This is a genomic window from Pseudomonas sp. TREG-RG-20F-10-E-6-01, assembly GCF_022662455.1.
GTDB lineage: Bacteria > Pseudomonadota > Gammaproteobacteria > Pseudomonadales > Pseudomonadaceae > Aquipseudomonas.
Map to the genome: position 1 here is coordinate 747,509 of NZ_JAKNQP010000002.1, position 13,925 is coordinate 761,433.

Below are 13,925 nucleotides of genomic sequence, written 5' to 3' on the forward strand. Positions count from 1 at the left end.
TTCCTTCCTCGGCCCTCCTGGAGCAACTGCAATGACTCAATCCAAAGGTTATGCGCTGATCACCGGCGCTTCTTCGGGCATTGGCGCCACCTACGCCGATCGCCTGGCTCGCCAGGGTTACGATCTGATATTGGTGGCGCGTAACCAGCACCGGCTGGAGCGGCTGGCGACTCAGCTCAACGCCGACACCCAACGGGATATCCAAGTGGTGGTGGCCGACCTGAACCTGCCGGCCGATCTGGCCCGTATCGAACAGATTCTGCGCGACGACAGCCGCATCAGCCTGTTGGTGAACAACGCTGGCATCGGCGCCACCGCGCCCTTGCTGGACAGCGATGCGGACAAGATGGAGGCGATGATCCTGCTCAATGTGCTGGCCCTGACCCGCCTGGCCAAAGCCGCAGCAACCAACTTTGTCGCCCAGGGGCGCGGCACCCTGATCAACATCGGCTCGATCTTGGCGGTCGCACCCAAGTTGCTGAATGGTGTTTACGGGGGCACCAAAGCGTTTGTGCAGGCGTTTACCGAATCACTCGAGCATGAGCTGAGCGACAAGGGTGTACGGGTTCAAGTGGTGCTGCCCGGTGCCACCGCCACCGAGTTTTGGGACGTTGCCGGCCTGCCGGTGAGCAACCTGCCCGAGACAATGGTCATGACCACGCAAAACCTGGTGGACGCCGCATTGGCAGGGCTCGCACAAGGTGAGAAGGTCACCATCCCGTCACTGCCTGACAGCCTGGATTGGGACGCTTACGAAACCGCGCGCCTGGCCTTGGGGCCAAACCTGTCACACCGCAGCCCGGCCTCACGTTACGGCGTGTAGTCAGCGAATGGACTGAGGCTCAGGTCAGTGGCCGCCTGGGCCGCCGGCGCTGATCTGCCGATAGGCGCGCAGCAACGCGTGCAATGCATCGCGAGACCCTCGAGCGCCATAAAACCAAAGCTTCGTGTCCTCTGCCAACGGCTCGCAAACGGCGGGATACCCGCTTATGCACGCACTATGAAACGCCGCACATTGATCGTCAGACACCAAGGCATCAAGACGATGCCTGGTCACCAGATCGTCGATTTCACGCGTCTGCAAAGAGAATTGAAGGCTGTGGTCTGCACGTCGTGCATCTACCGGTACCAATTGCGCACCGGCCTGTTGCAGGACGTCGAACGCTCGACGCAAGGCTGCACTGTGTTCAACGGCTTCGTAATGGGCCCCGTGCACATACCGGTCAGCGAACCCGATGCGCCACCCTGCGAGCACTTTGGCAGCGGTAAAGGTGCTGTTATTGCGTACCAGAGGCACTTCAACCATCACAGGCCCTGTGGGCTCGATACCACTCAAGGCGACGAGTGACAGCGCAGGGTCCCGCTCGGGTTTTAGCAGCGGGGCCACGGCGTTGTAACCGGGAATGAGTGCGAAGCCCTTTGGAGGGTCAGCGCCGAAGACGATACCGCCCAGGTTGGCTTTATCGGTGTGGGCCTGGGCCGGCGCAGCGTTCGCGCCGCCCGCTTCACCCACTTCCGGCAAGGAAGGCCCAAGTCGACAAGGCAAGCCCAACCGCCAATGCTCCCTACAGTTTTTTTCCATCAGAACCTGCACCCCGACAATGACCGTGCGGGATCATCGCACTCTCATCGGATGGTTGTCGCAGGGCTGAAATACCCTGAAAACTCATTTCCTGCGGCCCCAAACTTCAGCCCGCCGCGTGCTCTTTCGCACCTTGAGTTTCCACGTCCAGCCACCACGCATGCCCACGCTCAGGCTGGTTCAGATTGAACGCCTGCCCCATCGCCGGCGTGGTAATCGAAACGTTTCGCTCCCAGGCCAAGGCCATGATGCGGTCGAACGGCTCGTGCCAGGCATGGAACGCCAGGTCGAACGTGCCGTTGTGAATCGGCAGCAACCAACGGCCTTTAAGGTCGATATGCGCCTGCAGGGTTTGCTCCGGCTGCATGTGCACATGGGGCCAGTCGACGTTGTAAGCACCTGTTTCCATCAGCGTGAGATCAAACGGGCCGTATTGTTCGCCGATGCGTTTGAAACCGTCGAAATAACCGGTGTCGCCACTGAAAAAGACCCGCCGCGCACCGTCGATCATCACCCAGGAACACCACAGGGTCTGGTTGCCGTCAAACAGGCCGCGCCCGGAAAAGTGCTGGGCCGGCGTGGCGATAAAGCGAATGCCATCGACCTCGGTGCCTTGCCACCAATCCAGTTGCCTGACTTTGCTGGCGTCCACACCCCATTTCACCAGGGTGTCGCCCACACCCAGCGGGGCGAGAAAGTAGCGGGTTTTGTCGGCCAGCTGGACCACGGCCTTATGGTCCAGGTGGTCATAGTGATTGTGCGAAAGAATCACCGCTTCCAGCGGCGGCAAGTCTTCAAGGCTGATGGGCGGCTGATGGAAGCGCTTGGGCCCGGCCCAACTGAACGGTGAGGCACGCTCGGCAAACACCGGGTCGGTTAGCCAGAACTTACCGTGCATTTTCAGCAACACGGTGGAATGCCCCAAACGGAACACGCTGTGATCGGCAGCGGCCAACAGTTGCTCGCGTGTCAGCGGTTGCACCGGGATCTCGCCCACAGGGCGCGTGCTGCGCGGCTTGTTGAAAAGCATGTTCCAGAAAATCCGCAACGTCTTGCCAAAGCCACCGTGCTGCACTGGGGCATCGTTGGTGAAATGCCCTTGCTCCTGCTCGGCAGGCTTGAGTGCTTCAGGCGAAGGGTCGAGACGGCTTGAAATCGTGGCCATTACAGAGTGACTCCTGGGGTCCGCTCATAAATTACACTGCACAGTGTAGTTTCTAGATTGCAACAAAACCCGGAGCAAGTAAACTACCGAGTGTAATTTCATCCAAGAGCCGAACGCATTCCATGACTGCTCCCCAACGCCTCACCGACCGCAAACGCGAAGCCATCGTGGCAGCGGCCATCACCGAGTTTCGGGCTAACGGGTTCGAGGTCACCAGCATGGACAAAATCGCCGCCACCGCCGGTGTCTCCAAGCGCACGGTGTACAACCACTTTCCCAGCAAGGAAGAATTGTTTGCAGAAATCCTGCACCAGTTGTGGGCCAGCAGCGTCGCCCAGCTGGACGCCAGCTACGCCAGTGACCGCCCCCTGCGCGAGCAATTGCGCGGTTTGCTGCAGGCGAAGATGCAGATGATGTCGGACGCCAACTTCCTCGACCTGGCCCGCGTCGCGATCGCCGCCACCATTCATTCGCCCGAACGCGCGCAAGACATGGTCAACCGCTTGAGCAAGCGCGAGGAAGGCTTCACCCAGTGGGTACGCGCGGCCCAGGAAGATGGCCGCCTGGCCTGCACCGACCCGGCCTTTGCGGCCCATCAGATCCAGAGCCTGCTCAAGGCGTTCGCCTTCTGGCCGCAAATTACCCTGGGCCAACCTACTCTGGACGCTGCCAGCCAGGCCAGCGTTATCGAATCGGCCATCGACCTGTTCCTGGCCGGCTACGAAGTCAGCCCTGCCCCTTCGCAATAAAGCCTGTTGCATGAGCGACATTCCAAGTCGTTTTTAGCGCATTCACCCGGTGTGCTACGCAAATGGCTTGGAAGGACACTGATTATTCCCACGCGAATAACTGACAATATTCACACCTATTATCCGATCAACGGTTCCCGCCGCTGACGCACGCTGTCGCATCTGCAAAAAAGAGCTGACCCGGAACACTATGGAAAACAGACGAGGCAAAGGGCTGTCATTTGCCAGGCGTATCTACAAGCCAAGGATCATCGGCCTGGGTATCGGCTGTATCAGCGTCATCGGCGCCCTTTACCCGTTGGCGATGCCGGGCTGGGTATGGGCCTTGCTGATATTCAACGGTTATGCCTGGGCCCATGTGGCGTACCAGCTCTCCACGCGCTCGCAATTTCCCTACCAGGCCGAACAACGCAACTTGCTCTATGACTCGCTGCTCGGCGGTTTCTGGGCGGCGGCCACGCAATTCACACCGCTGACGACCGTGACCATCCTGTCGATGATGACCATGAACAACGTCGCGGCCGGGGGCAAGCGCCTGTTTCTGCGCGGGCTGGTGGCACAGGCGGGCGGTATCGGCGTGGCGTGGGCGCTGTTGGGGATCAAGTTCAATCCCAACGTCAGCCTTGCCCAGGTGTATACCTGCCTGCCGATGCTGACGCTTTATCCGATGGCGATCGGCATGGTCTGCTATCAGTTGGCAATCAAACTCTCGGAACACAAACGCGCCCTCAGCGCCCTCAGCCGCGTCGACAGCCTCACCGGCCTGCTCAATCATGGCTCATGGAAAGACCTGCTCAATCTCAAGTTCCACAAATGCCAGCAGCAACAGGGCCACGCCACCATTGCCTTGATCGATATCGACCATTTCAAACAGATCAACGACACCTATGGCCATATCGTCGGTGATCAGGTGTTGCGCCAGTTGAGTCAAGAGTTGCGTCAACACCTGAGGGAAAATGACTTGGCCGGCCGTTACGGCGGCGATGAGTTCTGTGTGATTCTTCCGCAAATGTCACTGGAAGAAGCTGCGCTGGTCATGGAACACATGCGAGAAACTTTTAGTAACTATCGCAATTCGCAGATCCCGGAGTTGCGCGTGAGCCTGAGCATTGGTCTGGCAGACTTCCAACCCGTCTTCAGCGATGCGGCAATGTGGCTCAACGCCGCGGATCGCGCGCTCTATGTCGCCAAGGACTCCGGTCGCAACCGGGTGAATGTCAGCCACTACGTCGTCGCCCACTCCGCTTAAGTCGTCCTACGACACCTCGTCTGAATTCTCTTCAGACACACTGCCGCAGAAGCATAATGCCACCATTGGTCGCCTACTCAATGACGTTCCCGCCCTGAAGGCGAACTTCTTGGCCGGCCGATCACTCTGAACCCGTTGTTCAACCCCCCTCTGTCGGCACAAGGAAGCTGACAATGAGCAAGTCAACCGTAAGGCCTGGTGCCCTACGGGGGCAGGCGCATATTCATGGATACCTCTGACGCGTGCTTCCCCGAGCTCTCGAACATGCTATTCAACGCCCACAAAAAAACCATCAACACCCTGCAACACACCAACGCCCAACAAGCCAGCTTGCTGGATGCCATCGAGCGCTCCATGGCGGTGATCGAATTCGATCTGCAAGGCACCGTCCTGCGGGCCAATGAGAATTTCCTCAAGACCATGAGCTACCGCGCCGAACAGATCGCGGGCCAGCCCCACCGGATGTTCTGCACCCCCGCGTTCACGCGCAGTGCCGAGTACAACCAGTTGTGGACGCAACTGCGTAATGGCCAATTTCAGTCGGGCACCTTTGAGCGCGTCGGCGGCGACGGCCAATCGGTATGGCTGGAAGCCAGCTACAACCCGGTGCGCGATCACACGGGCCAGGTCATCAAAGTGGTGAAATACGCCATGGACGTCACCCCGCGCCTGCAGGCCGAAAGCGAAGCCAACGCCAAGTTGGGGGCCATCGACCGGGCCATGGCGGTGATCGAATTCAACCTCGACGGCACCATCATTACCGCCAATGCAAATTTCCTGCAGCGCATGGGCTACAGCCTGGCGCAGATCCAGGGCAAGCATCACCGCCTGTTCTGCAAGCCGGACCTGGCCAACAGCTCGACGTACAGTGAGTTCTGGAAGCGCTTGAACCAGGGCGAACTGTTCAACGGCCAGTTTGAACGCATCGACAAAAACGGCCAGACGGTGTGGCTGGAGGCCAACTACAACCCGGTGTACGACGCCAGCGGGCGCCTGTGCAAAGTGGTGAAATTCGCCTCCGACATCACCGCCAGAGTGCAACAGCATGCCGCCGACGCTGCCAGCGCTGCCCAGGCTTATCACATCTCGCTGAGCACTCGGGATATCGCCGAAAAGGGCGCTGATGTGATCCAGCAAACCGCCAGCGGCATGCGCGAAATTGCTGCCGACATCGATGGCTCCTCGCAACTGATCGCCAAGCTGGGCGAGCGTTCGCAGCAGATCACCGCCATCGTCAACACCATCCGCGGCATCGCCGACCAGACCAACCTGCTGGCCCTCAACGCCGCCATCGAAGCGGCGCGCGCTGGCGAACAAGGCCGTGGTTTTGCCGTGGTGGCCGATGAAGTGCGGCAACTGGCGGCACGCACCAGCGGCTCGACGGCGGAAATTTCCAGCATGATTGCGATGATCCAGGAGGAAACCCGCCAAGCCATCGACAGCATGGAAGGGACTCGCGACCGCGCCGCTCAAGGTGTGGAGTTGGCCAACCAGGCCGGCACGGTGATCCTGCAGATTCGCGAAGGCACGGGCGAGGCCGTGCAGGCGGTGAGCGCGTTTGCCAATGAGCGGGGCAACAACTGACCTGATCTTCATGTGTCTGGCCGGGGGCTGGGTCTATAGTGCTGACTAGTCTTTACGCCAAGGATTCGAGCCCGCCATGACCCCAGACAAGCCAGAAGCTGCCCCCGTCGATCACCTGCGCTTCCACCGAGGCCACGCCCACCTGGCGCCGACCTTCGGCAACGACACCTTTGCGCTCAAGGCCGAAGCGTTCGCGCGCTTCTTTGGTACGCCCACCTTTCTCGGCGCGCAAACCGCGATCGTGATCTTGTGGGTGGTGCTGAACATGACCGGCATCACCCACTTTGACGTGTACCCGTTCATCCTGCTCAACCTGGCCTTCAGCCTGCAATCGGCCTATGCCGCGCCGCTGATCCTGCTGGCCCAGACACGCCAGGCTGCCCGCGACAAAGCCCAGTCCGACGCCGATGCCCAGCACCGCGAAGCGCTGGCCATTGCCAACACCGAGCGCCAGGCCCAAGCCGAACAAACCACCAAGCAGTTGCTGGAACTGCTGGAGCAGAACACCCGCCTGACGGAAATGACCAAGCAACTGACCGAGCGTATCGAGACCCTGACCTGCGAGATGCATGAGCAGTTCATGCGCAAACCCTGAGGGCGAAGCCGTTGGCTTAGTTATGGCGAGCGCGGCTTGTTGTGGTGAGCGGGCTTGCCCCGCGTTGGGCTGCGCAGCAGCCCCAAAACCTGACACTGCGGTTTACCTGAAGAATCGCGTGGGCCTATCTGGGGCCGCTTCGCAGCCCAACGCGGGGCAAGCCCGCTCGCCACAGAAACCCGCTCGCCACAACAAGCACTGCTCGCCACACCTACCCCGCCAGTCACAAAAGGCGCCGCTCATGGCAACCGCACATGCCGCCCCAATTCATCAAACAACGTGACCACCGAACGCAACGCCCGGCAATCCGGACGTGTCAGCAGCCACAATGCGGTGTTCCGCCCGGCCAACGCCGGCCCCAGTGGTTGCAAACCATCGCCCAAGAGAAAATCCGGCAGCGCCGCCACGCCCAAACCTGCGCGCACCAACTCGGTGACCGACAACATGCCGTTGCAGCGATAGCTGGGACGCACGCCCGGCAAATGCTCGCGGCGCCAGGCGACGGTGGGGTGATCGGGCAGGAAGTCGTCCGGGGCGATCCACGGCAGCTCAGCCAACTCGCGGCCTGCGTGCTGGCGCGCAAAACCGGCACTGGCACACACTTGATAGGCGACTGTGCCCAGGCATCGACCGACAAGGTGCTCCGGCGGCGTCTTGGTCAGGCGCAGGGCAATGTCCGCATCGCGGCGGCTGAGGTTGGCGAAATCATTCGATGTGCTCAACTCCAGAGTCAGCGCCGGGTATTCGGGCATGAACCGCGCCAGCGCCGGCAGCAGCAAACCTTGCAGCACTGAGTCGGTACAGGTCAGGCGCACGGTGCCGCTGATCACTTCGCCGCCCTGCTCCACGCCAATGCGTGCCGCCTCCAACGCTTGTTCTGCGTGCTCGGCCTGCTGCGCCAGGTTGCTGGCCAAACTGGTGGGCAGGTAACCGGCACGGCTTTTTTCAAACAGGGTCTGGCCCAAGGCGGCCTCCAGCCGACGCACCGCACGGAACACCGTGGACACATCCACCCGTAAGAGCGCCGCCGCCCGCGCCAGGGTGCCGCCGCGTACCAGGGCGAGGATCAGCGAGAGGTCGGGATAGTCGATTTGATAGTGCGTGGCTGCATTGAGCATGTGGGCGAACGCCAATTTTGATTGCGTGAGCGCCAATCTATAGTGGGCACCAGGACACAACAAGCCATGGGACGTACACGATGAAAGCCAGCACCTTGCACCTTGCCCTGATCGGCGACTACAACCCCGACGTCACCGCGCACCAGGCCATCCCCGTGGCGCTGCAACAGGCGGCCGACGCCTTGAACCTGAACGTTCACGTGCAATGGCTCGACACGGACTCGATCACGCCCACCACTCAATTGCATGCGTTCGACGGCTTCTGGTGTGTGCCCGCCAGCCCCTACCGCGACACCGACGGCGCACTGCGGGCGATCCGGTTTGCCCGCGAACACAAGCGTCCTTTCCTCGGCACGTGCGGCGGTTTTCAACATGCGGTGCTCGAATATGCCCGCAACGTGCTGGGTTGGGCGGATGCCGAACATGGCGAGCTGGCCCCGCACGCCAAGCGTGCGGTGATCACACCGCTCAGTTGCGCGCTGGTAGAGGCCACGGACACCGTGCGCCTGGCGCCCTACACCCGCATCGCCGAGGCCTACGGCACGCTGGATATCCACGAGGGTTATCGCTGCCGGTACGGCATCAACCCCGAGTTCGCCAACGCACTGTTGGAAAGCGACCTGATTCCCAGCGGCCACGACTCGGCCGGCGATCTGCGCGCCATCGAATTGCTCGACCATCCATTTTTTGTCGCCACGCTGTTCCAACCGGAACGTGCCGCGCTCAAGGACGTCACGCCACCCTTGGCGATCGCCCTGCTCAAGGCCTGTCTGGAGTGGTCACGATGATCGCCAACACACCCGCCACGCCCTACTACGCAGTGATTTTCAGCTCATTGCGCACCGAGGGCGATCAAGGCTACGGCCAGGCCGCCGCCCGCATGCTGGAACTGGCGCGTGAACAACCGGGGTTTCTGGGGGTGGAGTCGGCGCGCGAGGACGGCTTGGGCATCACCGTGTCCTACTGGGAGAGCGAGGCGGCGATCCTGGCCTGGAAGCAGCAGGCCGAGCATCGTGAAGTGCGCGAGCAGGGGCGCGCCACCTGGTACTCGGCGTTTCACACACGCGTGTGCAAGGTGGAGCGGGCCTACACCTTCCAGAAGTGAAATGCGTTCCCCTGTGGGAGCTGGCTTGCCTGCGATGGCACCCGCTCGGTTTTACTCAGAGACCGCGTCGTCTGCATCGCAGGCAAGCCAGCTCCCACCTCTGATCTTCATTGCCGGCAAAACAACAGGTGCTTAGCTGACCAAACTGCGCAACGCACTGATCTGCGGGATTTCTACCCGGCGCATGTACACGCGCAACGGCTCGGTGATGTTGATGCGGTCGTCGATGTTCTGGTCCAGCAGCAACTGCAGGCGTTCGCGCGACAGGGTCATGGCGTGGTCGGCCACTGGCAGCCAGACAAATTCAGCAGTGGGAATGATGCCGTCATCGGCCACGTCCATGCCGAAGGCATCTTCGCTGAAACGCACGATGTACTGGCCGGTTTTGCGGTTCAGGCCGACAAAACCGTGGAGTTGGTCGGCGGCCTGGCAGATGAGTTCTGAAGTGATGCGCATGGTAAACCTCACTGAAAAGTCCCACTGGGACTGGAAAGATGGTTTACACGCGTGGCAGAAATTACGGCCCTCTGACGGGGCAGCTGCGGCCAAGAATACTGCAAGACAGCACAAAAAAACCCAGAAAAATGGCGCCTGAGCACCTTAATGTCGGTTTGGTGATAGCGCCTTTCGCAATCAATTGTTAAAAAGGACGCCTTCTCAAAGTTACCTCCACGAAAGGACTTCGCATATGCCTGTCACGTTTACCAAGAGCGCCTTGCTGCTCGCTCTGATGCTCGGCCTTGGCCAGGCACAGGCTGCCGACCCGATCAGCCCGGCTGAATTGGCAACAAACGAAGGCATTCCGTACCCGGCCGTCATTGCGCACCGTGGCGCTTCCTACGACGCTCCCGAATCTACCGCGGCGTCCTACAAGCTCGCGCGCGACCTGGGCGCCGACTACCTGGAAATGGACCTGCAGCGCAGTAAAGATGGCGTGCTGTTCGCCCTGCACGACAATAACCTGCAGCGCACCACCGACGTGGCCACCAAGTTCCCCGAGCGCAAAGACGCCCCGGCCAACGAGTTCACCTGGGCCGAACTGCGCACCCTGGACGCTGGCAGCTGGTTCAACGCCGCCTACCCGGATCGCGCGCGCCCTGCGTTCGTCGGCCTGAAAATCCAGAGCCTGGACGAAATCATCAAGATCGCCGAAGGCAACCCGCAGCACAAACCCGGCCTGTACATCGAAACCAAAGAGCCCAAGCAATTTCCGGGCATCGAAGCCGACCTGAAAAACAAGCTGCTGGACAAGGGCTGGTTGAGCTCCGCCGGCTCCAAGCTGGGCAAGAGCAACACGGGCGTCGGCCAGGGCAAGGGCCGCGTCGTGCTGCAAACGTTTGAAAAAGACAGCTTGAAAGAGCTGCAGAAAGAAATGCCCAACACCCCGAAAATCCTGCTGTTGTGGGTCGGCCCTGGCAGCATCGAGCCAAAATCCGCGCAAACATTTGCCGAATCCGGCGAGACCACCAAAGCGGCCTACTACGCCAAGCAAGAGCCCAAAGACGCTGCCGAATTTGAAAAATGGGTCGACGAAGCCAAAAGCCTCGGCGCCATCGGCACCGGCCCATCGGCCGAGCTGACCAACCATGGCGACCAGAGCTACACCGACCTGGTGAAGCCGCAAATGAACAAGCTGACCCACGACAAAGGCTTGCTGGTGCACGTCTATACCGTCGATGAGCCCGTGGACTTCGAGAAAGTGATGGCCGCCGGCGTCGATGGCATCTTCACCAACCGCGCCGCCGAACTGCTGAAGTTCTACAAGCGCTGGCCGTCGTCGAGTGTGCAGGACCTGCTCAAGGACAACGGGTACTAAGCGTCAGGCCGCAATAGGTGTCGGTTGGCCATTAAGGATGAATTAAGTTGCGCTGGTTAATCTGGCGCCACTTAAACAGCTCACCCAGAAGGACACACCATGAAAACCCTGACCGCCCTGTTTGCCGCTACCGCCATGACCCTGACTGCCGGCCTGGCCCAGGCGGATGTTCGCCCGGATCACATTGAAGGCCTGCTCAAATCCGGCGCAGTCATGCCGTTCGAGAAACTCAACGCCGCCGCCGTGGCCACTCACCCCGGCGCCAGCATCACCGACACCGAGCTGGACCACAAAAACGGTGTGCTGGTGTACGAAGTTGACGTGACCGACACCGCCGGCAAGCGCTTTGAAGTCAAGCTCGACGCCAAGACCGGCGCGGTGCTGGAAAACAAGCAAGACACTTGAGTCAACCGCCAAAAAAACCGCGCCACTTTTTAAGTGGCGCGGTTTTTTTATGCGCGCTGAAAAGCCAGAGGCAGGAAAAGTACCCACCTGGATAATGAAATTACACCTACAGCGCGCAAGGTCGCTAGAATCCCACTCATTAACCTGGGCACAACGCCCACCCTCCTCCATATCGAGACCGCTGCATGGGGCAGAAAGCCGCCGACATCGCCACTATTGGCCGTATCAGTGCCGTACCTGCGATGCTCAAAGTCATCAGCGACATGACCGGCCTGCGTTTTGCCGCCGTGGCGCGCGTGACCGAGGACACCTGGACCGCCTGCGCTGTGCTCGATCAATTGGAGTTCGGCCTCGGCGTGGGTGGCGAGCTGGACCTGTCCACGACGATCTGTCACGAAATCCGGGGTTCCCACGCCTCCGTGGTGATCGACAAGGCCAGCGAAGACCCGCGCTACCACGACCACCACACCCCGCGCATGTACCAGTTTGAAAGCTACATCTCGGTGCCGGTGTTCCGCACTGACGGGCGCTTTTTCGGCACCATTTGCGCGTTGGACCCCAACCCGGCGCAGCTGCGCAGCAGCACGATCCAATCGACCATGGAGTCGTTCGCCCGGGTGCTGTCCTTGCAGATCGAAGCCGAGGAGGCCTTGCAGAATACCCAGGCGCAATTGCAGGAAGAACGCGGCACCGCCGAGCTGCGTGAGCAATTCATCGCCGTGCTCGGCCATGACCTGCGCAACCCGCTGTTCGCCATCAACTTCGGTGCCGAGCGGCTGCTGCGCAAACACCCCAACGCGGCGACCGACCCGCTCGTACGGCACATCCTCGCCAGCGGCCGGCGCGCGTCGCAACTGGTCGAAGATGTACTGGATTTCGCTCGCGGGCGCATGGGCAGCGGCATACCGCTGCACCTCAATGATTGCCTGGATCTGCAGGACGCTTTTCGCCATGTGGTCTTCGAAGTGCAAAGCGTAAACCCGCAACGCTTGATCAAGGCCGATATCGGCGACCTGCGTGGCGTCTACGGCGACCGCGATCGGCTGGCGCAATTGCTCTCCAACCTGGTGGCCAACGCCATCCATCATGGCAGCCACGACGGCCCGGTGGAGGTCACCGCGCGGGTTGAACAGGGCCACTTCACGCTGACCGTGAAAAACCCTGGCCAGATCGACGAACTGGCTTTGCCTCGGCTCTTTCAGCCCTACTCGCGGCCGGTCAAGGACACCCCGCAAGCCGGCCTGGGCCTGGGTTTGTATATCGTCAAGCAGATTGCCGATGCCCACGGCGGGCAGCTTGAGGTGTCGTCCTGCGCAGAAAATGGCACGCGCTTCACCTTCACACTGAAAACCCGCTGAACTGGTTTTCAAACCGTCACAAAATCGTCATCCAGCCTTGCAATGATTCGCCCACGCGAACCTGTGAAACGTCCTACAGGCGCTTTCTCTGCGAGCCTCCATGAACCACAGCATCGACCACGGCCATCAGGATCCCGATCTGTTTGGCCTGCTTTACGGGTTTCGTTTTCGACCCGGCGAAAAAGGCGAACAGATTGATTCGGCCACGGCGCTCGCAGCCTTGCAGGCGCCGCACAACCCGGAAGAATTTCTCTGGCTGCACCTGAACCTGGCGCACGCCGCGTGCGAGCGCTGGATGCAGACGCATCTGGCGCTGCCGGAAGAGTTTTTCGAAGCCTTGCACGAAGGTTCGCGCTCTACGCGCATCGAACACGTTGACTCGGCCTTGCTGGCGGTGGTCAACGACGTGGTGTTCAACTTCAGCAGCATGGTCTCCTCGGATATTTCCACGCTGTGGGTGTGCGCCCGCAGCCACTTGCTGGTGAGTGCGCGCCTGCAACCGTTGCATTCGGTGGACAAATTGCGCTCGTCGGTCAAAGCCGGTGAACGCTTTCGCTCGCCGCTGGAGCTGCTGGTGCATTTGTTGCGCGACCAGGGCGAGGTGCTGACCCAGATCGTGCGCAAGACCAGCCTCAGCGTCGACCAGATCGAAGACCAGTTGCTGTCCTCGCGCCTGTCTACCAACCGCGCCGAATTGGGTGCTGCGCGCCGGGTGCTGGTGCGCCTGCAACGCCTGCTGGCGCTGGAACCGGGCTCGTTGCTGCGCCTGCTCAATCGCCCGCCGCAGTGGCTGCAAAAGGAGGACGTGAAGGAATTGCGCAAATCCACCGAGGAGTTTGCGCTGATCATCAACGACCTGATGGCCCTGGGCGAGCGGATCAAATTGTTGCAGGAAGAGATCGCCGCCAACCTCAATGAACAAAGCAACCGCACGCTGTTCACCCTTACGGTGGTGACCGTGCTGGCGTTGCCGATCAACATCATTGCCGGCTTTTTCGGCATGAACGTGGGAGGCGTGCCGCTCTCTACCGACCCGGAAGGCTTCTGGATTCTGGTGGCATTGGTGGCCACGTTCACCTTGATTGCCGGCCGCTGGGCATTCCGCAAACGCAAAGATTACTGACCTGCAATACAGTCAAAATGTGGGAGCTGGCTTGCCTGCGATAGCATCACCCGGGTGTCTCTGAAGGACCGAGGTG

General features: G+C 60.8%; 15 protein-coding genes. 11 read left to right on the plus strand and 4 right to left on the minus strand.

Features of this window, described 5'->3' with window-relative positions:
* The first annotated feature begins 31 nt into the window (after positions 1–31).
* Entirely contained in the window at positions 32–823 is a 792-nt protein-coding gene (locus tag L8K08_RS09900) for an SDR family oxidoreductase (RefSeq protein ID WP_242196230.1), read from the plus strand.
* Between the two features lie 24 nt (positions 824–847).
* Here the strand turns inward: L8K08_RS09900 and L8K08_RS09905 are convergent, their stop codons facing one another.
* Together L8K08_RS09905 and L8K08_RS09910 are read right to left on the minus strand one after the other, a co-directional pair.
* Entirely contained in the window at positions 848–1,582 is a 735-nt protein-coding gene (locus L8K08_RS09905) for a hypothetical protein (RefSeq protein WP_242196232.1), read from the minus strand.
* Positions 1,583–1,688: 106 nt separating this feature from the next.
* Positions 1,689–2,747 carry an MBL fold metallo-hydrolase gene (locus L8K08_RS09910; RefSeq protein WP_242196234.1) on the minus strand — a complete coding sequence of 353 codons (1,059 nt, stop codon included), beginning with the start codon at positions 2,745–2,747 and terminating at the stop codon, positions 1,689–1,691.
* A gap of 122 nt (positions 2,748–2,869) precedes the next feature.
* Here L8K08_RS09910 and L8K08_RS09915 point away from each other — a divergent pair, with 122 nt between their 5' ends.
* From L8K08_RS09915 to L8K08_RS09930, 4 genes are all read left to right on the plus strand, one after another.
* Positions 2,870–3,496: a TetR/AcrR family transcriptional regulator gene (locus tag L8K08_RS09915; protein WP_242196235.1), complete on the plus strand. Its 627-nt coding sequence runs from the start codon at positions 2,870–2,872 to the stop codon at positions 3,494–3,496.
* 190 nt (positions 3,497–3,686) lie between these two features.
* Positions 3,687–4,745, plus strand: coding sequence for a diguanylate cyclase (locus L8K08_RS09920; RefSeq protein WP_145159413.1), 1,059 nt, complete (start codon positions 3,687–3,689; stop codon positions 4,743–4,745).
* 264 nt (positions 4,746–5,009) lie between these two features.
* Positions 5,010–6,329: a PAS domain-containing methyl-accepting chemotaxis protein gene (locus tag L8K08_RS09925; RefSeq protein WP_145159594.1), complete on the plus strand. Its 1,320-nt coding sequence runs from the start codon at positions 5,010–5,012 to the stop codon at positions 6,327–6,329.
* A gap of 76 nt (positions 6,330–6,405) precedes the next feature.
* On the plus strand, positions 6,406–6,924 hold the full coding sequence (locus L8K08_RS09930) for a DUF1003 domain-containing protein (RefSeq protein ID WP_119741558.1): 519 nt from the start codon (positions 6,406–6,408) through the stop codon (positions 6,922–6,924).
* 239 nt (positions 6,925–7,163) lie between these two features.
* On the opposite strand, the gene L8K08_RS09935 is transcribed toward L8K08_RS09930, so the two are convergent.
* A complete protein-coding gene (locus L8K08_RS09935; RefSeq protein ID WP_145159415.1) occupies positions 7,164–8,042 on the minus strand; it encodes a LysR family transcriptional regulator in 879 nt (292 codons plus the stop codon).
* Positions 8,043–8,122: 80 nt separating this feature from the next.
* On the opposite strand from L8K08_RS09935, the gene L8K08_RS09940 reads away from it, so the two are divergent.
* Positions 8,123–8,830, plus strand: a complete 708-nt coding sequence (locus L8K08_RS09940) for a CTP synthase (RefSeq protein ID WP_242196238.1) — start codon at positions 8,123–8,125, stop codon at positions 8,828–8,830.
* The gene (locus L8K08_RS09945; RefSeq protein ID WP_242196239.1) at positions 8,827–9,147 is read left to right on the plus strand and encodes an antibiotic biosynthesis monooxygenase; all 321 of its coding nucleotides are present in this window, start codon (positions 8,827–8,829) and stop codon (positions 9,145–9,147) included. The genes L8K08_RS09940 and L8K08_RS09945 overlap by 4 nt, the downstream gene beginning before the upstream one ends.
* A 132-nt stretch (positions 9,148–9,279) precedes the next feature.
* On the opposite strand, the gene L8K08_RS09950 is transcribed toward L8K08_RS09945, so the two are convergent.
* Positions 9,280–9,603 (minus strand): DUF2025 family protein, encoded by a 324-nt coding sequence (locus L8K08_RS09950; protein ID WP_242196241.1) that lies wholly within the window; start codon positions 9,601–9,603, stop codon positions 9,280–9,282.
* 232 nt (positions 9,604–9,835) lie between these two features.
* On the opposite strand from L8K08_RS09950, the gene L8K08_RS09955 reads away from it, so the two are divergent.
* From L8K08_RS09955 to L8K08_RS09970, 4 genes are all read left to right on the plus strand, one after another.
* The gene (locus L8K08_RS09955) at positions 9,836–10,963 is read left to right on the plus strand and encodes a glycerophosphodiester phosphodiesterase (RefSeq protein ID WP_106576086.1); all 1,128 of its coding nucleotides are present in this window, start codon (positions 9,836–9,838) and stop codon (positions 10,961–10,963) included.
* 99 nt (positions 10,964–11,062) lie between these two features.
* Positions 11,063–11,368 (plus strand): PepSY domain-containing protein, encoded by a 306-nt coding sequence (locus L8K08_RS09960; protein WP_145159425.1) that lies wholly within the window; start codon positions 11,063–11,065, stop codon positions 11,366–11,368.
* 185 nt (positions 11,369–11,553) lie between these two features.
* A complete protein-coding gene (locus L8K08_RS09965) occupies positions 11,554–12,726 on the plus strand; it encodes a GAF domain-containing sensor histidine kinase (RefSeq protein WP_242196243.1) in 1,173 nt (390 codons plus the stop codon).
* Positions 12,727–12,826: 100 nt separating this feature from the next.
* Positions 12,827–13,849 (plus strand): transporter, encoded by a 1,023-nt coding sequence (locus L8K08_RS09970; RefSeq protein ID WP_145159429.1) that lies wholly within the window; start codon positions 12,827–12,829, stop codon positions 13,847–13,849.
* Positions 13,850–13,925: the final 76 nt, after the last annotated feature.